At 54.6% G+C, this 23,424-nt stretch carries 16 protein-coding genes; 8 read left to right on the forward strand and 8 right to left on the reverse strand.

All coding sequences use genetic code 11. From position 1 onward, the window contains the following. Positions 1-2: 2 nt before the first annotated feature. The 6 genes from bglX (at position 3) to NYE69_RS15930 (ending at position 10,165) form a co-directional block, all read left to right on the forward strand. Positions 3-2,168: a beta-glucosidase BglX gene (gene bglX / locus NYE69_RS15905; protein ID WP_340926985.1), complete on the forward strand. Its 2,166-nt coding sequence runs from the start codon at positions 3-5 to the stop codon at positions 2,166-2,168. A 45-nt stretch (positions 2,169-2,213) separates the two neighbouring features. Then, positions 2,214-5,570 carry a GH36-type glycosyl hydrolase domain-containing protein gene (locus tag NYE69_RS15910; RefSeq protein ID WP_340926986.1) on the forward strand — a complete coding sequence of 1,119 codons (3,357 nt, stop codon included), beginning with the start codon at positions 2,214-2,216 and terminating at the stop codon, positions 5,568-5,570. A gap of 17 nt (positions 5,571-5,587) precedes the next feature. Then, on the forward strand, positions 5,588-6,553 hold the full coding sequence (locus tag NYE69_RS15915; RefSeq protein ID WP_036623897.1) for a LacI family DNA-binding transcriptional regulator: 966 nt from the start codon (positions 5,588-5,590) through the stop codon (positions 6,551-6,553). A 173-nt stretch (positions 6,554-6,726) separates the two neighbouring features. Further along, positions 6,727-8,079 carry a glucoamylase family protein gene (locus NYE69_RS15920; RefSeq protein WP_316560737.1) on the forward strand — a complete coding sequence of 451 codons (1,353 nt, stop codon included), beginning with the start codon at positions 6,727-6,729 and terminating at the stop codon, positions 8,077-8,079. Positions 8,080-8,196: 117 nt separating this feature from the next. Further along, on the forward strand, positions 8,197-8,787 hold the full coding sequence (locus NYE69_RS15925) for a TetR/AcrR family transcriptional regulator (RefSeq protein ID WP_340926987.1): 591 nt from the start codon (positions 8,197-8,199) through the stop codon (positions 8,785-8,787). Between the two features lie 334 nt (positions 8,788-9,121). Beyond that, a complete protein-coding gene (locus NYE69_RS15930) occupies positions 9,122-10,165 on the forward strand; it encodes an NADH:flavin oxidoreductase (RefSeq protein WP_340926989.1) in 1,044 nt (347 codons plus the stop codon). 289 nt (positions 10,166-10,454) lie between these two features. On the opposite strand, the gene glpK is transcribed toward NYE69_RS15930, so the two are convergent. From glpK to NYE69_RS15960, 6 genes are all read right to left on the reverse strand, one after another. Then, positions 10,455-11,951 carry a glycerol kinase GlpK gene (gene glpK / locus NYE69_RS15935; RefSeq protein ID WP_328272511.1) on the reverse strand — a complete coding sequence of 499 codons (1,497 nt, stop codon included), beginning with the start codon at positions 11,949-11,951 and terminating at the stop codon, positions 10,455-10,457. A gap of 10 nt (positions 11,952-11,961) precedes the next feature. Beyond that, on the reverse strand, positions 11,962-12,900 hold the full coding sequence (locus NYE69_RS15940) for a transketolase family protein (protein WP_328272522.1): 939 nt from the start codon (positions 12,898-12,900) through the stop codon (positions 11,962-11,964). Next, positions 12,900-13,748, reverse strand: coding sequence for a transketolase (locus NYE69_RS15945; RefSeq protein WP_036623890.1), 849 nt, complete (start codon positions 13,746-13,748; stop codon positions 12,900-12,902). Before NYE69_RS15945 ends, NYE69_RS15940 begins: the two co-directional genes overlap by 1 nt. Positions 13,749-13,801: 53 nt before the next feature. Then, positions 13,802-15,265, reverse strand: a complete 1,464-nt coding sequence (locus NYE69_RS15950) for an L-fucose/L-arabinose isomerase family protein (RefSeq protein WP_328272512.1) — start codon at positions 15,263-15,265, stop codon at positions 13,802-13,804. A gap of 592 nt (positions 15,266-15,857) precedes the next feature. After that, positions 15,858-17,729 carry a beta-glucoside-specific PTS transporter subunit IIABC gene (locus tag NYE69_RS15955; protein ID WP_328272514.1) on the reverse strand — a complete coding sequence of 624 codons (1,872 nt, stop codon included), beginning with the start codon at positions 17,727-17,729 and terminating at the stop codon, positions 15,858-15,860. Positions 17,730-17,806: 77 nt separating this feature from the next. Further along, positions 17,807-19,081, reverse strand: a complete 1,275-nt coding sequence (locus NYE69_RS15960) for an apiosidase-like domain-containing protein (RefSeq protein ID WP_328272515.1) — start codon at positions 19,079-19,081, stop codon at positions 17,807-17,809. A 251-nt stretch (positions 19,082-19,332) separates the two neighbouring features. On the opposite strand from NYE69_RS15960, the gene NYE69_RS15965 reads away from it, so the two are divergent. Continuing rightward, positions 19,333-20,382, forward strand: a complete 1,050-nt coding sequence (locus NYE69_RS15965) for a LacI family DNA-binding transcriptional regulator (protein WP_328272516.1) — start codon at positions 19,333-19,335, stop codon at positions 20,380-20,382. Positions 20,383-20,433: 51 nt separating this feature from the next. Here the strand turns inward: NYE69_RS15965 and NYE69_RS15970 are convergent, their stop codons facing one another. Then, positions 20,434-21,402, reverse strand: coding sequence for a LacI family DNA-binding transcriptional regulator (locus tag NYE69_RS15970; RefSeq protein WP_328272517.1), 969 nt, complete (start codon positions 21,400-21,402; stop codon positions 20,434-20,436). 125 nt (positions 21,403-21,527) lie between these two features. On the opposite strand from NYE69_RS15970, the gene NYE69_RS15975 reads away from it, so the two are divergent. Further along, positions 21,528-22,970, forward strand: coding sequence for a glycoside hydrolase family 1 protein (locus NYE69_RS15975; protein ID WP_328272519.1), 1,443 nt, complete (start codon positions 21,528-21,530; stop codon positions 22,968-22,970). A 231-nt stretch (positions 22,971-23,201) separates the two neighbouring features. Here the strand turns inward: NYE69_RS15975 and NYE69_RS15980 are convergent, their stop codons facing one another. After that, the gene (locus NYE69_RS15980; protein WP_036623883.1) at positions 23,202-23,306 is read right to left on the reverse strand and encodes a hypothetical protein; all 105 of its coding nucleotides are present in this window, start codon (positions 23,304-23,306) and stop codon (positions 23,202-23,204) included. Positions 23,307-23,424: the final 118 nt, after the last annotated feature.

Here is a 23,424-nt window from a genome sequence, read left to right on the forward strand (position 1 = left end):
AAATGAAGCAGCAACCAATCGAGACTTATGTGGAGCAAATGACGCTTGCGGAAAAAATCGGCCAGCTGCTGCAATTGGCGGTGCCGTTTTTCGAAGGGGCCAAGACGGAAGGAGAAATCACCGGCCCGATGGAGGGGCTGGGCGTCTCCGAGGAAACCGTGCGGAATACGGGATCGGTGCTCGGATTGTCGGGGGCGCAGGAAGCCATCAACGTTCAACAGGCGCATCTGCGTAAAAACCGTTTGGGCATTCCGCTGCTGATCATGGCCGATATCATCCACGGTTACAAAACGATTTTTCCCGTTCCGCTGGCCATCGGTTGTTCCTGGGACTTGAAGCTGGCGGAACGAAGCGCCGAAATCGCCGCCCGGGAAGCGGCGGTTTCGGGCGTTCACGTCACGTTCGCCCCGATGGCCGATCTGGTGCGCGATCCGCGCTGGGGGCGGGTTATGGAAGCGACGGGGGAGGACCCGTTCTTAAATGGAGAATTTGCGCGGGCGTTTGTGCGGGGCTTTCAAGGCAAGGACTTGCAAAACGACACGAGCCGCGTCGCCGCTTGCGTCAAGCATTTCGCCGCCTACGGCGCGGCGGAAGGAGGCAGGGACTACAATACGGTCGACCTGTCGGAACGGCAGCTGCGCGAATACTATTTGCCGGCTTACAAAGCCGCGCTGGATGAGGGCTGCGAAATGGTCATGGCCTCGTTCAATACGGTGGACGGCATCCCTTCGACCGGCAACAAACGGCTGCTGCGCCGGCTGCTGCGCGAGGAATGGGGGTTCGGCGGGGTGATCATTTCGGATTGGGGCGCCGTCAAGGAACTGATTCCGCACGGCGCCGCCGCCGACGAGAAGGAAGCCGCCCTGCGCTCCATCGAAGCGGGCATCGACATCGAAATGATGACGACCTGCTATATGAAGCATTTGGCGGAGCTGGCGGAAAACGGCGTCATCGAGGAAAAGCTGATCGACGAAGCCGTGCTGCGGATTTTGCAGCTCAAGCAAAAGCTGGGATTGTTCGACAATCCGTATCGCGGAGCCGACCCGGCGCGGGAAGCGGAAATCGTGTTTTGCGGCGAGCATCGGGCCGTTTCGCGCGAGCTGGCGGCGAAATCCTGCGTTTTGCTAAAAAACGAAGGGGTGCTCCCGCTGCGGCGCGATCAATCCATCGCGCTGATCGGTCCGTTCGCCCAAAGCGGAGACATTCTTGGGCCGTGGTCGTGGCATGGGTCGACCGAGGCCGCGGTCCGTTTGCACGACGGCATCGCCGCTAAGATCGGCACGGGCCGAATCGCCGTCGCCGAAGGCTGCGGCATCGAGGAGGCCAGCCCCCGGCAGCTCGCCGCGGCGCTTCGGGCGGCGGAAGGCGCCGACGTCATCGTGCTGGCGCTGGGCGAAAGCTCCGAGATGAGCGGCGAAGCGGGCTGCCGGGGAGATATCCGGCTGCCGCAGGCGCAGCTGGCGCTGATCGAACGTCTCGCCGAGCTCGGCAAGCCGATGGCGGCCGTGCTGTTCAACGGCCGGCCGCTTGACCTGCACGGCGTGGCGGACCGCGCCGATGCCGTGCTCGAGGCCTGGTTCCCCGGCAGCGAAGGCGGCCACGCGATCGCCGACCTGCTATTTGGCGACGTGCAGCCTGCGGGCCGGCTGACGATGTCTTTTCCCTATGCGGCGGGACAGATCCCGGTTTACTATAACAGTTTCAATACCGGCCGCCCCAAGGATGCGCCGGATGCGCAGGTGCGTTACGTGTCGCAGTATCTGGACATGCCCAACGAACCGTTGTATCCGTTCGGATACGGTCTGAGCTATACCGCGTTCGCTTACGGCGAACCCGAGTTGTCGTCGCCCGAAATGACCCCTGACCGGCCGCTGACGATCAAGGTGAAGGTGACCAATACCGGAGCCGTGGCTGCCGAAGAAACGGTGCAGCTGTACGTTCGCGATTTGGCGGGGGATGTGGTGCGTCCGGTCAAAGAGCTGAAGGATTTCCGCAAAATCGTGCTGCAGCCGGGGGAGACCCGGGAAGTGGCGTTTGCGCTGACGGAGCCGCAGCTGCGTTACCATCATGCCGACTTGACTTTTGCAAGCGACGCGGGGGATTTTCTCGTTTACGTCGGGCCCAACAGCAGAGACGCGGCGGGCCTGCGGTTCAGTCTGCGCTTATAGCTTGCTTATAGACTATAGAAATAAATGAATGAGGGAGTGGGGATTATGGCGGAAATGGAGGCGAAAACGGTCCTTCAAGCGGGGGATTTGGCCTTTACCTTATGGAATAGCGGCGATATGTACGAAATGAAATACCGGGAAACGATGATCAACCAGCTGTTGTCCGGTCCGGTGGAAGGCTCGCTGAACAACCTTTATTTGCGGCTGCACCGGCCGGAAGGCATTCAAGCGCTTCCCCTGCTCGGCGTCCGCTCGAACGGCCGGGTGAAAAGCGGCGCGGAGGCGGCCGTTTGGGACGGCGAGGCTGCGGGCATCCGCTACCGGGTCGTTTTGACGCTGGACCCGCGGGGCGTTTGGTTTTGGGACGTCCGGCTGGCGGGGCAAACCCCGTGCGAGATCGATGTCGTATACGGCCAGGATGTCGGCATCGCCGAACAAGGGGCCGTGCGCAGCAATGAAGCGTACTTATCGCAATACATCGACCACGCCGTCTTCCGGCACGCGCGCCGGGGAACGGTTGTCTGTTCCCGGCAAAACCAGCCGCAACGGGGGAAATTCCCGTATTTGCAGCAAGGTTCGCTGACGGGGGCCATCGGGTTTTCGACCGACGGCTTTCAGTTTTTCGGGCTATCGTACAAGGAAACCGACCGGCCTGAAGCGCTGGCCCGGCCGGACCTGGCGGGCGATATCTATCAATACGAGTTTGCGTACACGGCCCTGCAGTCGAAGCGGCAAATCTTGTCCGGAGAGGCGCGGTTCGTGTTTTACGGATTGATTCAGGAAGACCATCCCGCGGCGATCGAGGCGCTGGAGCACGAAGAGCTGATCGAGGATGCTTGGCGTTATGTTGAATCCACAGCGGCCGCGGTTTCGGCGGCGGATGCCGCCGCTGCGGCGGTGCCGGCATCGCGGGCTGCGGAGATCGGCGAGCCGCTCGGTACCGAGCCGATGGATGAAGCCGAACTCGAAACATTGTTCCCGAACCGGCATCACGAGGAGCGCGAGAACGGGGCGCTGCTGTCTTTTTTCACGGATACGCATGAGCATGTCGTACTGAAGGAAAAAGAGCTTCGGGTGGAGCGCCCGCACGGCATCATCCTGATGTCCGGCGGCAATGACCGGATGAACGCGGACGTCATCACGACGACCTCCTATATGTACGGCGTTTTTAATTCACAAATCGCGGTCGGCAATACATCGTTCCACAAACTGGTTTCGAACGTCCGGAACGCGCTGAACGTTTCCAAGGCGTCGGGGCAGCGGATCTACGTGGAAATGGACGGGGTTTACCGGCTGCTGACGATGCCTTCGATGTTCGAGATGGGCTTCAACTATGCGCGCTGGACGTACAAAACGCCGGACGACACGATCATCGTGACGAACCATACGGCGGCGGAAGCCCCGGAATTGACGCTGCGCGTCGCTTCCGCCAAGGGACGGGCCTACCGGTATTTGGTGACGAACCAGATCGTCATGAACGATCATGAATTCTTGCTGCCGTACCGGATGGAGCAAGGGGAAGGAACGCTGACGTTCCGGGCCGACCGCGCGGCCATTTCCGCTGCGGTTTATCCGGATTTGGCCTACCGGATGCACGTTGCGGGCACGGACTTCCAAGTATTTGATGAAAGCAAGCTGGCTCCCGGCGCGGCGCCGGGCAGTTCCTCGCTGGTGGTGCTGGAAACGGAGCCAAGCGCGGAATGGACGCTGACCGTGCAAGGGCTGCTGAACGGCGGCGAACCGCCGCTGTCCGGCCGCGGGGAGCGGGAAGAGATCGCGCGTTACCGCGATTTTCTGGGCCGGGTCATGAACGGGTTCCGTTTGACGGCGGAAGGCGAAGCCGCGGAGGAACTGCAAAAGCTGAACGCGCTCGCCTGGTGGTACACGCATAACATGCTGGTGCACTTCTCCGTACCCCACGGGCTGGAGCAGTACGGCGGGGCGGCCTGGGGAACGCGCGACGTTTGCCAGGGACCGGCGGAATATTTTTTGGCCACGCAAAAATACGAGGTGGTCAAGGACATCCTCAAAACGGTGTATGCGCACCAATACGAGGAGGATGGCAATTGGCCGCAATGGTTCATGTTCGACCGTTATTTCCGGATCCAGCAGGAGGAAAGCCACGGCGACATCATCGTATGGCCGCTGAAAGTGCTGGGCGATTATTTGGCGGCCACCGGGGATTACGGGATTCTCAATGAGGAAGTTCCGTATACGTTAAAGGAAGGCTTCGAGCCTTCTGCGGAAACAGCGGCGATCCGCGAACATGCGAAGAAGGAGATCGGCTACATCCGCAGCCGCTTCCTGCACGACACGTTTTTGTCGTCCTACGGGGACGGCGACTGGGACGATACGCTTCAACCGGCCAACGCCCAGCTCAAACGGTACATGATCAGCAGCTGGACGGTGGCGCTGACGTACCAAACGTTCCGCGGGCTGGCGGAGGCGCTGCCGGCTGAGGAGCAGGCCTGGGCCGACGAGCTCGCGGACCTGGCGGCGGGCATCAAACGCGATTTTAACAAATACATGCTGGACAGCGAAGTGATTCCGGGGTTCGTGTACATGGAAGAGCCGGGGCAAGCCGAGTTGATGCTGCATCCGGCGGATACGAAAACGGGCATCCGCTACCGCCTGCTGCCGATGACGCGCAGTATGATCGCCGAGTTGTTGACCGCCGAGCAGGCGGAAGCGCACTACGCTCTGATCAAGGAAAAGCTGTATTATCCGGACGGGGTGCGCCTGATGGACCGGCCGGCGAACTACCGGGGCGGCGTCAGCACGCATTTCAAACGAGCGGAACAGGCTGCCAACTTCGGACGGGAGATCGGGCTGCAGTACGTGCACGCCCATATCCGCTTCATCGAAGCGATGGCCAAGTTGGGGAAAGCCGAGGAAGCCTGGAAAGGATTGCACATGATCAATCCGGTCGGCCTGCAGGAGGCCGTGCCGAACGCCGAACTGCGGCAAAGCAATACGTACTTCAGCAGCTCGGACGGCAAATTCGCCACCCGTTACGAAGCGGACGAGCGGTTTGACGAGCTGCGGCGCGGCGCCGTGCCGGTGAAAGGCGGCTGGCGGATTTACTCCAGCGGCCCGGGGATCTACATGAATCAGCTGATTTCCAACTGTTTAGGCCTCCGCCGCCATGGGGAAGATCTCGTCATCGATCCCGTGCTCCCGCCGCATCTCGACGGGCTGCGGTTCGACTTCGCCCTGATGGGCGTCCCGACATGCTTCGTTTACCGCATGGACGGCCAGGGACGCCGGGTGCGGATCAACGGCCGGGACGTTCCTGTCCGGGAGAACCCCGGATATTACCGCAGCGGCGGGGTTCGCCTCCGCCGGCAGGATTTTGCGTCGGCGGGGACCAAGGATCATAACGTCGTTGAAATCTTTATGTAATTGAGGGGAGAAATTTTGTGGTTAGCATTAAGGACATTGCCAAACAGGCCGGATTTTCCATCTCCACGGTATCCCTCGCCTTAAACGGCAGCCCGAAAGTCACGAACGAGACGAGCGCGAAAATCCTCGCCGTCGCCGAACAATTGAATTATGTGCCCAATGCTGCCGCGCGATCCTTAAAAACCCGGGAGTCCAAAATTATCGGCGTATATTTAACCGACTTCAGCGGCGCGTTTTATGGCGACCTGCTGCACGGCGTCAAAGAGGTGCTGAGCCGGAAGGAATACGACATGGTCGTGTGCAGCGGCAAGCAGTCCCATCGTCTGCTTCCGGAGCGCATGGTCGACGGGGCGATCATTTTGGACGAGACATTTTCCAGCGAGGAGCTGCTTAAATACGCCGATCTCGGGCATAAAATCGTGGTGCTCGACCGCGAGCTGGACCACCCCAACATCAATCAAGTGCTGCTGGACAACAAGGCGGGCGCCGCTTTGGCCGTCGAGCACCTGATCGAGCAGGGGCACCGCAAGCTCTACGTCGTGACGGGCCCGAAGGGTTCGTACGATTCGAAGCAGCGGCTGAAGGCGGTGAAGCAGACGGCGGACCGTTTCGACGGAGTGGAGCTGGTTGAAATCGAAGGGAATTTCAACAAAGCCGACGGGGAACGGGCGGCCAAGCGGATCCTTCGGGAATACACTTCTCCCGTGGCCGTCTTTTGCTTGAACGATGAGATGGCGATCGGGCTCTACGATGCGGTGAAGCATACCGACTATGTGATCGGCAGGGATATTCACGTGATCGGCTTCGATAACATCGAATTGTCCGAATACACGGTGCCGCGGCTGGCGACGATCGATTACTCCAAACGCAAGTGGGGGGCGCTGGCCTCCGAGCAGTTGCTGAAGGTGCTGGCCGGCGAACCGGTCGAGCACGAACGAATATACGTGACGCTGGTCAACGGCGATTCGGTGGGAAAAGCATAAGCCGGCGCGTCAACGCCTATATACGCCAAGCGGTTTCCAAGGAGTCCTGTTCTCATATGACCGCTTGGCGTTTTTTTATGTAGAAATTGAAGATTTGTCCGTGTAATTTAGATCTTTATGATAATATATTGGTGAAACGTTTCGATAAAATAAAATTCGAGAGGATCACATGAATGAAAAAAGGAAGACTCATTAGTTTCATGTTGATCGTTGGCCTTTTAGCAAATCTGATGGTAACTCCGCTGGCCTCAGCCAGTATTGGCGGAAATCAAACTGCTTTTCGCGCAGAACTGAAAGCGATTGCAATCAAGACTTATAAGTATTTTCAGGACCATACGGATCCGAAAACGGGAATGACTTATGATGAGGTGCGCGTTACGGAAGACGGAATCAAAGAAGTAAAGCATACCTCGCCGACAAATATCGGCATGTATATGATGAGTACGGTTTCAGCGCATGAATTGGGCATTATTTCAAAAAAAGAAGCGGTTAAGCGCATTCAAACCACTTTAAATACGCTCGAAAAGCTGGAAAAATGGAACGGCTTGTTCTACAACTGGTATAACACGGATGACGGTTCCATTAAGAAAGATTGGGGGCAATTTATCTCTCAGGTGGATAACGGCTGGCTTTCCGCAGGTTTAATTGTCGTCGGGCAAGCGTATGAAGAACTGCGCGGGCAAACAAGCAAGCTGGTTGAGAACATGAATTATGCACCGTTATATGATCCGGAAGTCGGCCAATTCCGCGGCGGCTATGATGTCGCTCAAGGCAAACTGACCGATCATCATTACGGAATGTTTTACACGGAACCGCGCGTGGCCAGCTATATTGCCATCGGAAAAGGCGACGTACCTAAGGATCATTGGTGGAAAATGTATCGTACATTGCCGAAAGAATGGGATTGGCAAGCTCAGATTCCGCAAGGACAAAACGCGCAGTATGATGGAGTGACCGTTTTCGAGGGGCACTATGAATACAATGGCGTAAAGTTTGTGCCAAGTTGGGGAGGAAGCATGTTTGAAGGACTTATGCCCGGAATCGTATTGAAAGAAAAAGAGTTTGGCACAAAAGCATTGGGATTAAACAATAAACGTCATGTAGAGCTGCAAATCGCCTATGCCAAGGAAAAAGGCTATCCTGCGTGGGGGTTCTCTCCCTCTGCAACGCCGACCGGATACAGTGAGTTTGCGGCAACACCGCTGGGTACATCAGGCTATAAAGACGGAGCGACCGTAACTGCGCATGCTGCATTTCTTGCTCTGGAGTATGCGCCCGATGCTGTGCGGGAAAACATCAAAACTTTCAAAAAGTTGAATATGTACGGCAAATACGGGTTCTATGATTCTGTGAATGTAGAAACAGGAGAACTTGCTAAAGCCTATCTGGCACTTGATCAAGGGATGATTATGGTGTCCATTGCCAACTATGTCAAAGATGGCGTCATTCGCAATTATTTCCACAGTGATCCGATCGGCCAAAAACCTGAGGTATTGTTGGAAAGAGAAGTATTCTACATTCAATAAAAAAATGGCACCGAATCATTACGATTCGGTGCCATTCTATAAGGACTCTAAATGATACGCGATTGGTCCCCGCCAATAGTTGTTGACTTAGCGTTCAAGAATTGATATGATGCATCCATGAGCAGACCAAGGGAATTTGATGTCGATCGTGCGCTGTGCCAGTCTATGGAAGTTTTCTGGGTGAAAGGCTTCAAGTCGACTTCCTATGAAGATTTGACGCGTACGACGCAAGTGAAGAAGCAAAGTTTATATTGCGTATTCAAGGACAAACGCGACTTGTTTTTAAAAGCGCTGGCGCTGTATCGCGAACGGAGCGTAGCCATCCTGGAAGAGTTGGCCTCCGAGGAGCTGCCTCCATTGCGAAAACTGGAGTCCATCTGCGAAGCTGCGCTTTATCCGCATGAAGAGGCCATGCGCCGGGGATGTTTTATGGTCAATACCGTGCTGGAATTTGGAGCCGACGATCAGGAGGTCAACCGCGAGGCTGAGTTGATGTCCGGTCAAGTCGAACGCATCTTTGAGAGGGTCATCCGCAGCGGCCAGGAGCGGCAGATGATTACGACGCGCCAGACCAGCAAGGAACTTGCCGCTTTATTGAATAACATGCTTAACGGCGCGAAGGTCATGGAGAAGTCGGGCGCTTCCCGGGAGCGGATCGATGCGGTGCTGCGTTCGACTTTTGCCCTGCTGGCAGCGGAAAATGCTTGATGGACTGGAGGGGCCAGGCCAAGAAGGCCTCAGGCTGCTGGGTCGTGGAGTGAATGGTTGAAATTGCCGGACTTTCACTCTGCGACATAGGCAGTTAGCGGGCCCGATCCGTTCAAGCTCGTGATCCGGAGTTGCAAGATCGGGAGCTGTCTGTATTTTTTTGTTTTTTTCTTGACTACATGGTCAAGTATGTGGCGGTCTAAAAGCGAGGTAAAGGTGGTGATGCTTAGCGCTGGTGCGGAAAAGTATATTTTTTTGTAATTTTCTTGACCGTGGAGTCAAGAAAATCGGACTATGAAGAAACAATAATAAAAAATGATTTGGAGGCTTTTTTATGACTTATTCTCAATCCACCCAATCCACCCAAGCTTTGTTCCAACCGTTCACCATCGGGAATTTGACGCTGCCTAACCGTATCGTAATGGCGCCGATGGCCCGGCAATTTGCACCGGGCGGCGTACCCGGTCCGGATATGGCCGCTTACTACCGCCGCCGGGCGGAAAACGGCGTCGGACTGATCGTAACCGGAGGTACGCTGATCGATCATCCGGACACGTCCCATATGGAGAACATACCGCGGTTTTTCGGCGAAGCCGCATTAGCCGGCTGGGCTAACGCAGCGGCCGCGGTGCACGAGGCGGGCGGACGGATCATCCCGCAGCTTTCCCATATAGGAGAGCGGGGCCATGTCGGGGATTACTCGGAAGCGGAGCTCGCCGATATCGTTCAGGCATTCGCGCGGGCGGCAGCCGCAGCCAAGCGGATCGGCTTCGACGGTATCGAGCTCCACGGCGGGCACGGATTTTTGATCGATCAATTTTTCTGGGAAAAAACCAACCCGCGCACCGACCGTTACGGCGGCGACATCGCCGGGCGCACCCGCTTTGCGGTGGAAGTCATTGAAGCCAGCCGCCGCGCTGTCGGCCCGGATTTTCCGATCGGGCTGCGCTTCTCGCAATGGAAGATGAGCGATTACACGGCGAGGTTGGCTGAAACGCCGGAAATGCTGGAACAAATATTGGCGCCCTTGGCCGAGGCGGGGATTGATATGTTTCATCTGTCTACACGCCGTTTCTGGGAACCCGAGTTTGCGGGCTCCGAGCTGAATTTGGCCGGATGGGTCAAAAAGCTGACGGGGAAACCGACGATTACGGTCGGATCGGTTGGCCTGGACGGCGGCTTTGCAAAGCCGGACGGAAAGGATGCGGGAGCTGAAGCCATCGGCGCGTTGATCGCAAGGCTGGAACGTGGAGAATTCGATCTGGTGGCCGTAGGCCGGGCTTTGTTGGCCGATCCCGCTTGGGCAAGCAAGATTCGCGACGGCCGGTTCGACGAATTGGTCCTCTTTACCCCCGAGGCCGAGCAAACACTGTATTAAGCTCCAGCGGATATTCCATCTCCATATCAAAAGTTGACCCTAACGAGTGCGTTAGGGTTTCTTGTTACATCTGAAAAACGGCTCAATCTACAAATCGGCGCTTAACAGTCGGCTGCTGGGTCAACCGCTCCCCCGGACTTTTGAATAGCGGCACTTTTTGTACTTATTATCCGTAGGCCTGGCTGGTTCATTCCCGGCCAGCTTTAATAAATCTAAAGACCGCTGACAATGATCCGGGGATCCATGTCAACGGTCTTGTTTGCGTAATACAAGCGGATGGACTTGGGCGTTACTGTCTTATAACGGAGCGAACGGCATTTTTCCAGCCGGAATAATTGCTTTCCCGAAGTTGCTCGCTCATGACGGGCTGAAATGTCTCGTAAAGATCCGCGTCGGCGCTTATTTGATCCAAACCGCTCCAAAAACCGGTCGCCATGCCGCCGAGATAAACGGAACCCATGGCCGAAAGTTCGGGACAAGTGGAACGCGTCACTGCCTGCCCGAGAATGTCGGCTTGAAATTGCATCAGCCAAGGGTTGGACGATGCGCCGCCGTCCGTACGCAGCCCGCGCAGCGGCATCGCGGATCGCTGTTCCATAAATTCCACGGCGTCGCGCACCTGGTAAGCGATGCTTTCCAGCGCGGCGCGAAGGATATGGGCTTTGCCCGTTCCCCGGTTCATGCCGACAATGGCCGCCCGTGCGTTAGGGTCCCAATAGGGGACGCCCATCCCGACGAAAGCGGGGATCAAGTAAACGCCTTCATTGGAGGAAAGCCCGTCAATCGATTGTTGCAATTCCTCAAAGGTCGAAAACAAACCCAGATTGTCCCGAGTCCATTTTATACTGTCTCCGGACGAACGAATGACCGCTTCCAGAGCATACGTAACCTTTCCGCCGGCCCCCCAGGCTATGGCCGTTACGAGCCCTGCGCCGCCGTCAACAGGTTCATCCCCCACGTTCATCAGGACCGAGGTTCCCGTGCCGTACGTCGCTTTTGCCGTTCCCGGCTCGAAGCACAGATGGCCGAACAACGCGCCTTGGGAGTCGCCGATGATGCCGGCGATGGGAACGGGGGGGGATAAGAGGCTGTCATCGCCGGTGTAACCGACGATATCATCCGAGGCTTTCACCTCGGGAAGCAGGGAGATGGGGACCCCGAAAAGATCGGCCATTTCCTCATCCCATTGCAAAGAGTGAATGTTAAACAGGGAGGTGCGGCTGGCGTTGGTGTAATCGGTAGCGTGCACCTTGCCGCCGGTCAGCTTCCATACCAGCCAGCTGTCCATAGTGCCCGCAAGCAGCCTGCCTTCCTGCAATAAGCGGGGGGCTTCCTCCGCATGGTCGAGCATCCATTTAAATTTGGCCGCGGAGAAATAAGGATCCAGCAGGAGTCCGGTTTTGGAGCGAACCCGCTCTTCATGGCCTTCGTCCTTCAGCCGCTCGCAAGTTTCGGCCGTTCTTTGGCACTGCCAGACGATGGCGTTGTATACCGGACGCCCGGTGGCCTTATCCCACATCACGGCGGTTTCGCGCTGATTCGTAACGGTTAAAGCCGCGAGTTCCGCGGCGGAGACATCGGCCTGCCGCAGAACCTCGCGAATACAGCTTTTTACGTTGTCGTAGATTTCGAGCGGATCATGTTCCACCCACCCGGGGCGGGGATAGATTTGTTTGTGCTCCAAAGAGGAGCGGGCGGTCACTTTCCCCTGACGGTCGACCAACAAAGCTTTGGTGCCCGAGGTGCTTTGGTCCACCGCCAAAATATATTTTTGCTTTGCTTCCATCGGCCTCACCTTATCTTTTGCTAATCAAATCAAGCGCAACCTGCTTAATGTTGTCCCCGGTGATGCCGTAATGCCGGAACACTTCGGCCGTCTTGCCGGCAATGGCCGGTTCGTCCGGGATGCCGAGCACCTTCATCGGAACGGGATGGTTCTGAACGACAACTTCCGCGACGGCCGCGCCAAGTCCGCCGTAAATGCTGTGCTCTTCCACCGTGATGATGGCTCCCGTTTCTTTGGCCGCCGCGATAATCGCTGCTTCATCCAGCGGTTTAATGGTGTGCATATTGAGCACGCGGCAGGAGACACCTTCCGCAGCCAGCGCTGCGGCGGCGTCCAAGGCGATGCGTACCGTTTCTCCGGCGGCGATGATCGTGACGTCCTTGCCGTCTTTCATGGTTACGGCCTTACCGATTTCAAACGGATAGTCGCCGGACTCATATACATCCTCGACCGGGTTGCGGCCGATGCGGACGTACACGCCGCCATCGTATTTCACCAACGCTTCGGTCAGTTTTTTCGTTTCGTGACGGTCGGCGGGAAGCACGATGGCCAGGCCCGGAATGGCCCGGGCTACGGCGATGTCCTGCACGGAGTGGTGGGACATGCCCAGCGCGCCGTAGCTGATGCCGCCGCTGATCCCGATCAGCTTGACATTGGTGCGGGAGTAGGCGACGTCGACCTTGATTTGTTCAATGCTTCTCATGCTGAGGAAGCAGGCCGGCGAAGTGACGAACGGCTTTTTGCCGCTGTGGGCCAGGCCGGCCGCCATGCCGACGATATTTTGCTCGGCGATGCCGACCTCGACGAACTGCTCGGGGTAGGTGCCGGCAAAAGGGGCCATTGCCGCCGAGCCGCGGGAATCGCTCGCCAGCACCATAATATCGCGGTCTTCTTTGGCCAGTTCCAGCAGCGTCTCGCAAATTACTTGACGATTCGGAATTGTGTTCATCATTCATGCACCGTTCCTTTCTGCGTTAATTCTTCGATGTAGGCCTGCAGTTCGGCGTGAGCCAAGCGAAGCTGTTCGTCGTTGGGCACATGGTGGTGCCATGCCGGCACATTTTCCGCAAAGGAAACGCCTTTGCCCTTGACCGTATTGGCCATGACGAGGGTTGGCTTGCCCGTGGCTTCGGGAATGGAACGCAGCGTGCGAACGAGTTCGTCCATATCGTTGCCGTCGATGGAAACGACGTGCCAGCCAAAGGCGGCCCATTTTTCTTCCAAAGGCTCAAGCCCCATGACGTCCTCGGTGGGGCCGCTGATCTGCAGCCGGTTGCGGTCGATGATCCCGACGAGGTTATCCAGCTTGTAATGGGCCCCGGCCATAGCTGCTTCCCAGTTCGACCCTTCGGCCTGTTCGCCGTCGCCCATCAGACAGAAGACGCGATAGGAGCGTCCGTCCCGTTTGGCGGCGAGCGCCATGCCGACCGAAATCGGCAGGCCGTGGCCCAAAGCGCCGGTGTTCATTTCGATGCCCGGCACCTTATTGTTGGGATGGCCGATCAGGCGCGTGCCGAATTGGCTGTAAGTTAGAAGCTCCTCTTTCGGGAAAAAGCCGAGATCGGCCAAAATGCACCAGAGCGATTCGACGGAATGGCCTTTGCTGGCGATAAAACGGTCGCGTTCATCCCATTTCGGGTTTGCCGGATCGATGTTCATAATTTCATAATAAAGGGCCGTCAAAATGTCGGTGTTGCTGAGCGACCCGCCGGTGTGGCCGGTTTTGGCCCGGTGAATAATGGTCAGAAGGTCCATCCGGATTTGCGCGGCTTTAATTTTCAGTTCTTGAATATTCATGGTTGCTTCATGTCCTCCTTGAAATGGATTGTCCGGTGCTGTCGTACATCATCTCAATTGGGAATGCCGGCAGACTTCTTTTGCGCCAGGTCGGACCCGCGGAGCCAACGCTGAATTTCTTGTTCCGTAGGGTCTACGGGATCGGCCGTCAAACCCGGAATGTAATTGCATGCTTCATAAATGGCCGGGATGACGTTCGCATGAATGCCGACGGAATGATGCACGTACGGTCCTTTGACCAGCTTCTCTTCCCACAGCGGCCAGTCGTTGACTTCAACCCATACATAGGAGCCGCGGGTGTAAGGACCGGAGATGCCGCGAGCTTTGCCGAGGAAAATGGAATACTCGCCGTGATCCCCGTCGAAGCGCGCGATCGTCATTCCGCCGCCGCGAATTTCGCCTTCGTGCGTTCCCGGCGAATGGTCGTCGAACAAAAAGTGCTTTCTCAGTTTCGGTTTGTCCTCCACGGACAGCGATACCGGGAAGTTGCCGCAGTGGAACAGCAACTCGCCGTTTTCGTTCTCGGGATGGCGTACCGTGATGTCGGCAAAGAAGGTGGGGGCCGTGTTCATCGCCGCCGCCTGCACCATAACCGAAGTGATCGCTCCGTGAATATCCGTTTCGCAGGTCACCGGAATCTGTTCGTCGGTCAAGATGGCGTTGGCCAGGCAAGGCATAATCCCCATGGCGTCCTGCAGCGAAGACCAGCATTGAATGGCGATCGCGCTGCTGCCGGTTTCCCGGGCGAACGATTTCATGGCGACTTTAAGGGCGGCGATCCGCCGAACATCATCTTCGGTTACTTCGCTGTAATCCAGCTTCTCTTTGATGTAATCGATCGTTTCCAGCAGTTCCGCGCTGTTTCCGGCGGCGATTTTTTTGCTGCGAAGCTGAATATCGACCAGGGTGATCGGATGGATTTCAATCCCGAATTTTTCCAGCAATTCTCCCTCATTGCAGATCATCGTCCAGAAAGAGGAGGGGCGAGGACCGATTTGCAAAATGCGCAGGCTCTTAAACTGGCGCACCACATTGGCGGCGGCGATAAAGTTGGTAAAGCCGCGTTCGAACACGGGGTCCGTCACCCAGCTGTTGGTGACATACGTAAACGGGATGTTGAAGCGGCGAAGCACTTTCCCCGTGGCGAAAATCCCGCATTGCGTGTCGCGCAGGCGCATGCCGTCGGCCAGCGGCGCTTCGTCGCGCGGACCCCACAGCAGGACGGGTTTGCCTAATGCCTTGCCGACGCGGGCGACGGTATCCTCGGTGCCGAAGTTGCAGTGCGGGAAAAAGACCGCATCCACCTCTTCGTCCTTGAAGCGTTTGATGATCTGCTCCGCGTTGATATGGTCGTCATAGAGCAGCCCTTCCTCATTAAGTCCCTCAAGATCGACGATATCGATGTCCATGCCGAAGCTTTCGATCTGTTTGCGGATTTCCACCTTATACTTAAAGGCATCTTCGGCGCTGAACACGAAGCGCCGGGTAGGGGCGTAGCCCAATTTCAGTTTTTTCATAATCTGCATCTCCTCTCGACGTGAAATAAACTAGGGGATAAAGATACTAAAATAAACTAAACTAATATTATATATTTAGAGATGGTTTATCTCTATATCGTCATGTTAACACCGAAAGAAAGCGGAGTCAATGGATGTTTTAGTTGAAATCAGCTTAAATAAATTAAATTATTATATATAGTTAAGTTTAGTTTACACTGGGTCAGGTTATGCTGGGTTGGGTTGTGCGTTCTCGATCGTGCGGGGATGTGGTCGTATTGCGAAAGTAGTTGCCTTTACCGGCTTTACCAAAAAATCGGTGCTTGACTAACGGATTAATCTCGAAGGATCAAACTTATTGGAACGTTTTTTCGCTCTAACGGATGCCATCGCGCTTATTTAGGCGAAATCGTACCAGTACCGCCGAAAAAACGGAAAATAAGCTCGCTGGCAACCGCTACATTTTGTGTTCGCTCATTTTTATCTAATTAGCGTCGCTTACAACCGTTAGATTTTTTTTGCGCTCATTTACGCTATTGAAGGTGTCCCGCGGCTCCGCAAATGCGGGCAGAAATAAAAGGGGAAGCAAGCGGCTTGCTTCCCCAAAGCTTGATTATTTAATGAAAATGAGCGGATCGCCCGGGCGTACATGCCCGTATTCCTTGACGCTGATTTCCGCATAATCGGCAGTGTTGGAGACGAGAACGGATGTCGTCACATCGTATCCGGCGCTTTGGATCGCTTCGAGATCGAACTCGACCAGCTTGTCGCCCTTTTTGACGGTATCTCCTTCTTTGACGAAAGCAGTGAAGTGCTCACCTTTTAATTTGACGGTGTTAATGCCGATGTGGATCAGGATTTCGGCGCCTTCTCCCGAAATCATGCCGATGGCGTGTTTCGTTTTGAACACCGTGTGCACGGTTCCGGAGAAAGGGGCGTAAGCAGCGCCTGCCGTAGGAATGATCGCCGCGCCTTTACCCATCGCTCCGCTGGAGAAAGCTTCATCCTGCACTTCACTTAACGGAATCCACTCGCCATCCAATGGGCTGAAAACAGTCATTTCACTCGTTCCTTGCTCCTTTTGGGCAGAGGCGTCCGCCGCACGGTGCCCGCTATCGGCTTGAGCCGGAGCGGCGTTTTTGTATCCGAACAGATAAGTTAAGATAAAACCGCCGACAAAAGCCACGACCACTGAAATGAGGAGTCCGATGAACCCCTTGTCCACGCCTTCCGGACCGATAAACATCGGGATGCCAAAGACACCGCCTCCCGCAATGCTGTAGTAGTTGTTAGTTCCAAACATGCCCGCGACGGCGCCGCCGAGCCCCCCGGCGACGGAAGCCAGGATAAAAGGCTTTTTCGCCGGCAGAGTGACGCCGTAAATGGCCGGTTCCGTAATCCCCATAAACCCGGCAATCGTTGCCGAGGTGGCGATTGGTTTCAGACGTTTGTCTTTCGTTTTCAAAGCAATAGCGAATGTGGCCCCCGTCTGGGCGAAGATGGTGCAAAACAGCATGCCGTTGATCGGGTCGAATCCTTTGTTCATGATATTATTGATCAGAATCGGAATAAACGCCCAGTGCAGCCCGAAGATGATGATGGTTTGCCAGAATCCGGCCAGCAGGAGGCCGGCGATGAGCGGGCTCAACCCATAAACCCACAAGCTGCCGGCGGCCAATTGGTCGCTGACGAACGTAGACACGGGTCCGACGGCAAGGAAGACAACCGGCGTGACGATGATTAAAGTCAACAGCGGTACAAAAAACATTTTCATCGATGAAGGCATATACTTGTTGATAAACTTTTCGACAACTGCCGCCAAATAAGCCCCGATAATAATCGGAATGACCGATGAAGTGTAATTGAGCAGAACCACCGGGATATTCAAGAAGGTTAATGCCGTGCCTTCGTTAAATGCCGAAACCATGCTCGGGTATACGAGAGCCGCCCCGATCACTGCCGACAAGTAAGGGTTCCCGCCGAATTTCTTGCCCGCGGAGAAGCCGAGAAAGATCGGGAAGAAATAAAACAAAGCATCGGCTGTCGCGTACAAAATTTTGTAGGTGCCCATGTCCGCGGTCAACCAATGGAAGGTCACGAACAGGGAGAGCAGACCTTTAAGAATACCAACCGCCGCCAGCACGCCGACCACCGGCATGAACACGCCCGAGATAATATCGACAAAACGGCTGAATAAATTTCCTTTCTTTTCTTCTTCGACGGGGCCGGCTTCCGCCGATATCCCCGGCAATTTCGTCAACTCGGTGTAGACTTTCGGCACATCGTTGCCGATAACGACCTGGAATTGTCCGCCGCTTTCAAGGGCGGTGATGACCCCGTCGATCCGTTTGACCTGTTCCTTGTCCGGGAGGGAGCTGTCCTTGAGTTTGAAGCGCAAACGGGTCATGCAGTGAATGACGCTGCTTACGTTTTCCGCTCCGCCCACCGATTTGAGGACTTCTTTTGCTGTTTTTTCGTAATTCACTTTACTCACTCCTTGAGGTAATGATGCTTACTCAAACTGTATGCGCTTTCCTTAAAGCTAAAAAGGGGCAAGCGATTTCATTTTCGTTGGCCGATGACAACCACGTCTTTTTCAAAACAGTGCATCGGAATGATGGACTTCCCGCCGCTAACTACAACCTCCGTAACGGCAAATCTTTTGTTTTCCAGATCGATCGTTGTAAAAGAGTAGCCGCTGACGTCGGCGTTCAAGCGGACCTTGGTGTTTACCGGAATATACAATACGATGGTTTCATCATTCGCGGCGGCGCGTATTTCCGGAGTTTCGTTCAGCACGATGTCGGCCGGAGGGAGACCTGCCAGGTTATAGCTTTCGAACAGATATTTGATAAAGCCGTAATCCCAGGCGCCTTCGAACCGCAGCGCATCCCTCCAGTCGTAAGGAGCGTCAAAGCCTTCCCCTTCAACGATGCCGAACTTTTTGCCTTTTTTATGCCAGCTCCAGATCCCGTGCGCGCCATAGGTGATTCCTGCGCCTCCGCCAGCCAGCAAGCTTTGCCATGCGGCTTTTCTGGCGTCGAACGTGGAGTACCTGCCGTACACGTTGCGGCTGTAGCTGATTTGTTCATAGCAGGGCTCGCCGTTAATGACAGGGCGCGTACGCGGACGCGTGTAAAAATGCCCGGCGATCTCATGGCCCATATATTGAAATTGCGAGTTATGCCCGGATTGATACATATAAAAATCAAGCCCGTCATGATTTTCGAACTCCTCCGGGAGATCTCTCAACCTGCCTTGAATATGGAACGTTTTTAAACTGTCCGGACTGACGGCTTGGACCACTTCAAGCGCTTTCCTGTAATACGCGTTGGCCCGCTCGCTCGGAAAGTCGGTATCCCCGCTGATCAAGTAGATCGGGTTGAATTTGGAGAAGCGCTCTACGGCATATCTGACGTATGGCTCGACGCAGTCCAGCGGCATTTTATTGCCTTTCTGGAACATCTCCGCCCAGGTGTCCGGCACATAATTGCACCACAGAAGCACCAAAGCCGGAATGAACCCGCGCTCCGCGGCCATGCCCAGCATTTGTTCGGCCCGGTCGAAATACGCCTCGTTTAAGCTGCGGTAATCGTACGAACCGTCTTCGTTCAACAAAAACGGATCGATCCGGATATCCGACTCGCTGGCGTCCCATTGACGCAGAACGTTGATTTGAAGGACGTTGAAGCCCTGCGTTTTCCGAAAATCCAAATATTCTGCCCACTCTTCCAAAGAGGCGTTGGTGAAGATGCTCCATACCGTGTCCGCCAAATAGAAAAAAGGCTTTTCGTTTAGCGTAAAGGTTCTCCGGTTTTTAGCGATGGATACGTTCACCTTAGATCACCAGCCCTTTCTTGACTCTGAAAAAAACACAATAGTTTATTTAATTTTATATAAACTATAAACGATAAGATGACTAATTAACTAAAATAATCCGCTTTCACCTTGAATATTAGCATCGGCGGGAGATTTAGTCAAATAATTTTTTTATAAACAAAAATTAAGTTTAGTTAAGTTTATATCGTAAACTTTTGTGTATAATAGTGTTATAATTTACACAGTCTTTTAAATTGGGAGTGGTATTGATGAAAATAGATGATATCGCCAGACTCGCGGGGGTTTCCAAAGCGGCCGTTTCCCTGGCTCTCAACAACAAAGCCGGCGTCAGCGAAGCGACGCGCCAGCATATCCTGGAAATTTCCAGGGCCAACGGGTATACCCCGCGGACGTTTAAAACCCATAAAGTCTCGGCCAAAAACAGCTCCGTGATGCGATTTATCGCCTGCAAAAATGTGGATATCGTCACCGAGCATTACGAATCCCAGCCGTTTTTCAGCGAACTCATTCATCATTTAACGTCCTATGCCGGAGAACAGGGCCACACGCTGATTATTTCTTCCATCCCGATCCAAAGCTTGAAAGAAGAGATTCAGCAGCTCGAACATGAGCAGCCCTCGGCGGGGATTTTGCTGCTCGGCACGAATTTGCCGGCGCAGATGATCGAAAGCGTTTTATCGATCCATCCGAATCTGGTCATCCTGGACACTTGCTTCGAGCATATCGACGCGAGTTTTGTTGCCATTAACAACTACCTTGGAGGTTATCAAGCGGGGAAACATCTCATCGCTTTGGGGTACCGAAGCATTGGCTACATCGAGTCCGAGGTGCGGATTTTCAATTTTATCAAACGCAAGGAAGGATTTATGGCCGCGTTGCAAGAGGGGAATATGGATATCGATGAGAATCTGACCTTTGCGATGAACCCGATGTCGCTGCTGTCGCAGGACTCTTTTAAAACAGCGGTGGAGAACATGAAGCATTTGCCTTCGGTTATATTTTGCGAAAATGATTACATGGCCATCAGCGCGATCAAAACTTTCCAGGAACTGAACATTAAGGTGCCCGAGCAGGTGGCGGTCATGGGGTTTGACAATATCCGCGAGGCCAAGGTGATCAGCCCCGAGTTAACGACGATCCATGTCAAGAAAGACATCATGGCGAAGACGGCGATGGACATGTTATTGCGCAAGGTAGGCGGCCGGAAAGATCAAAATGTACAAATTCTGGTCAACACGGAAGTGATTGAGCGGGGGTCCTGTGCGGCTCAAAACGGGGTGCGGGGAGAGCGCGGGTAAGTTATCCGCCAGTCTCTCTCCCGGTACAACTCAACCGTAGATTAACCCGCTTTAACTCGTTTGGCGTTCAACCAGCCGATAGCTTAAGGATGACGGCTCCAAGGGTTCGTCGCCAATGATGTTCCATATCCAATAAAAGGCATTTTGTGCCTGCTCCTTGATCGGATTGTGAATGGTGGTTATGCCCAGGGAGGCGGACAAATCGGTATCGTCAAAGCCTATAATGGCCAGCTCCCCGGGGATCGCCAGATGTTGGCGGCGGGCCTCGTTTAATATGCCTGCGGCCGCGTAATCATTGGCGCAGAGGACGGCTTCGGGCGCTTCCTTCATGGCGGCGAGCGAGCGCCAGGCTTGTTCGCCGTCAAGCATGCCGTAGACCTCGTAACGGTACCAATCGCGCCTTACCGGCAGGCCGCGCTGCTTCATGACGGCTTCAAACGCCAGCCTGCGGCTTTTGGTATTCAAGCTGTTCGGCCTTCCGAAAGCGTTGGCGATGCGCGTAAAACCTTTAGCCAGCAAGTGCTCCAGCCCCAGCCGGTAACCATCGCCTTGATCCATCGCCACGGAAGGGATCTGGCCTGCCCGCATCCGCTGCCAGGAAATGATCGGCCCATAACGGCAGTAGGCGGACAGTTTCCCCGGGTCATTAACGCAGGTCATGATCAACAGGCCGTCCACCCGTTTGCTCCGCAAATCTTCAAACGCCTGCAGCTCTTTCGCCTTATCCCCTTGAGAAGTATAGATAATGGTCTGGAATCCATAACCCACAGCAGCTTGTATAAAATGGTTCAAAAAGGAAATGGTAGTTTCGTGCAGGTACTCGATGACGATCCCGATTTGCTGGGTCCGGCCTTTCGACAGCGCCACGGCGTTGCGGTTGGGGGCGTAGTCGAGCTGGTTCATGATTTGTAATATTTTCTCCCGCGTGTCCGGGTTCACATTCGGCGAATTATTGATCACCCGTGACACTGTTGCCCGGGAATAGCCGGATAATCTCATGATCTGTTCAAACTTTGACATGCAAATATCCCTTTCCGAAAAAGTTAAAGTTGACATGTAACCCGTTCCAACATTTAGGCTAAAAATAAAGGATGTCTCGCAATAAGTGTAACATAAAATTATGGAATGATTGGAGTGTGGTGCAAATGAGTAACAGCAGCAGCAAAACCGGGAGTGAAATCCGGTTTCCGGAGGGGTTCTTATGGGGAGGCGCCGTCGCGGCCAACCAATTGGAGGGCGCCTATAACGAAGACGGGAAAGGTTTATCCGTGCAGGACGTAACGCCCCAAGGGCTGTTTGGCCCGGTAACGGAAGCGCCGACGCCCGACAATATGAAGCTGGTGGGCATCGATTTTTACCACCGTTACAAGGAAGACATCAAGCTGTTTGCGGAGATGGGCTTTAAAGTGTTCCGTACCTCGATCGCTTGGTCGCGGATATTCCCTAAAGGCGACGAGACGGAACCGAATGAAAAAGGGCTGCAGTTTTACGACGATCTGTTTGATGAATGCCTGAAATACGGGATTGAGCCGCTGGTCACTTTGTCCCATTATGAAACGCCTCTGCATTTGTCGAAGGAATACGACGGCTGGGTCAACCGGAAGCTGGTCGATTTCTATAAGCGTTATGTCACTACGGTGTTTAAGCGGTACAAGGGAAAGGTGAAATACTGGCTGACGTTTAATGAAATCAACTCGATTCTCGAGGCGCCGTTTATGAGCGGGGGTATCTACACACCGAAGGACAAGCTCAGCAAACAGGATCTTTATCAAGCCGTGCACCACGAGCTTGTGGCCAGCGCTTCCGCGGTCAAACTATGCCGCGAGATCGATCCGGAGGCCAAGATCGGCTGCATGATTCTGAGCATGCCGACCTACCCGCTTACGCCTAATCCGGATGACGTGGTTAAAGTGATGGAATTTGAACACCGGAACTATTTCTTTGGCGATGTGCATGCGCGCGGCGTATATCCGGGATATATGAAACGTTTCTTCAGAGAGAACGGAATCGAAATCAAATTCGAGCCCGGCGACGAAGAAATTCTGCGGCATACCGTTGACTTTATTTCGTTCAGCTACTATATGAGCGTGTGCCAGACGGCCGATCCGGAGAAACTCGCTGCCGGCGAAGGAAACATCCTCGGCGGGATTCCCAATCCGTATCTGAAATCGAGCGAATGGGGCTGGCAAATTGATCCGCAAGGGCTGCGCATCGTCCTGAACGCCTTCTACGACCGTTATCAAAAACCGCTGTTTATCGTGGAAAACGGGCTGGGAGCGGTCGATGAGCTGATCGTGAACGAAGCCGGGGAGAAAACGGTGGAAGACGATTACCGCATTCAGTATTTGAACGATCACCTCGTACAGGTGGCGGAAGCCATTGCGGATGGCGTGGAAGTGATGGGTTATACGACCTGGGGCTGTATCGATCTGGTCAGCGCTTCGACGGCCCAGCTCAAGAAGCGTTACGGCTTTATTTATGTCGACCGCCATGACGACGGCTCCGGCACGCTTGAACGCTATCGCAAAAAATCATTTTATTGGTACAAAGAGGTCATCGCGACCAATGGCAACAGCCTAAAGCGTTGAGGCCGGAAAACCAAAAACCGCCAAAAGCCTTGTGAAATCAAGGTTTTGGCGGTTTTTATTTTTGTGCCATTGATTCTCTAAAAGCCGCCGCCCCGTCCGGAAGCTAGGAGTTGACCACGCTTGGAGCGGCGTCTATCGGTTGCTGACGCTGCGGTTGTTCGTGCGAACGGTGTGAACGTCATGGCGGCTTGAAATGCATGCATAGGCGATTTCAAGCCGGCAGCTGATTGGTTAGATGAACAGAGATCTAGAAACGATAACCAACAGGATGAAAAGCACGAGAATTACGCCAGTGCTCGTGAAACCACCGAAACCTGCACAGCTAAATGCGCTCATTGTTCGCCACCTCCTTTGCTTTGCTACAACACCAATATATTGAGCTTAAACCGATTTGGATTGGACGAATGTAACGATTCTAATCATCGACTAATTTTTCTGCGTAACGATACATACG

The organism is Paenibacillus sp. FSL R5-0527 (assembly GCF_038008055.1).
GTDB classification, from domain to species: domain Bacteria; phylum Bacillota; class Bacilli; order Paenibacillales; family Paenibacillaceae; genus Fontibacillus; species Fontibacillus macerans.

Coding starts and splice junctions, on each gene's coding strand:
- NYE69_RS15945 (WP_036623890.1), bottom strand. CDS start 13,748: ATGAATATTCAAGAACTGAAAATTAAAGCCGCGCAAATCCGGATGGAC.
- NYE69_RS15980 (WP_036623883.1), bottom strand. CDS start 23,306: ATGAGCGCATTTAGCTGTGCAGGTTTCGGTGGTTTCACGAGCACTGGC.
- NYE69_RS15910 (WP_340926986.1), top strand. CDS start 2,214: ATGGCGGAAATGGAGGCGAAAACGGTCCTTCAAGCGGGGGATTTGGCC.
- NYE69_RS15920 (WP_316560737.1), top strand. CDS start 6,727: ATGAAAAAAGGAAGACTCATTAGTTTCATGTTGATCGTTGGCCTTTTA.
- NYE69_RS15925 (WP_340926987.1), top strand. CDS start 8,197: ATGAGCAGACCAAGGGAATTTGATGTCGATCGTGCGCTGTGCCAGTCT.
- glpK (WP_328272511.1), bottom strand. CDS start 11,951: ATGGAAGCAAAGCAAAAATATATTTTGGCGGTGGACCAAAGCACCTCG.
- NYE69_RS15975 (WP_328272519.1), top strand. CDS start 21,528: ATGAGTAACAGCAGCAGCAAAACCGGGAGTGAAATCCGGTTTCCGGAG.
- NYE69_RS15970 (WP_328272517.1), bottom strand. CDS start 21,402: ATGTCAAAGTTTGAACAGATCATGAGATTATCCGGCTATTCCCGGGCA.
- NYE69_RS15940 (WP_328272522.1), bottom strand. CDS start 12,900: ATGAACACAATTCCGAATCGTCAAGTAATTTGCGAGACGCTGCTGGAA.
- NYE69_RS15965 (WP_328272516.1), top strand. CDS start 19,333: ATGAAAATAGATGATATCGCCAGACTCGCGGGGGTTTCCAAAGCGGCC.
- NYE69_RS15950 (WP_328272512.1), bottom strand. CDS start 15,265: ATGAAAAAACTGAAATTGGGCTACGCCCCTACCCGGCGCTTCGTGTTC.
- NYE69_RS15930 (WP_340926989.1), top strand. CDS start 9,122: ATGACTTATTCTCAATCCACCCAATCCACCCAAGCTTTGTTCCAACCG.
- bglX (WP_340926985.1), top strand. CDS start 3: ATGAAGCAGCAACCAATCGAGACTTATGTGGAGCAAATGACGCTTGCG.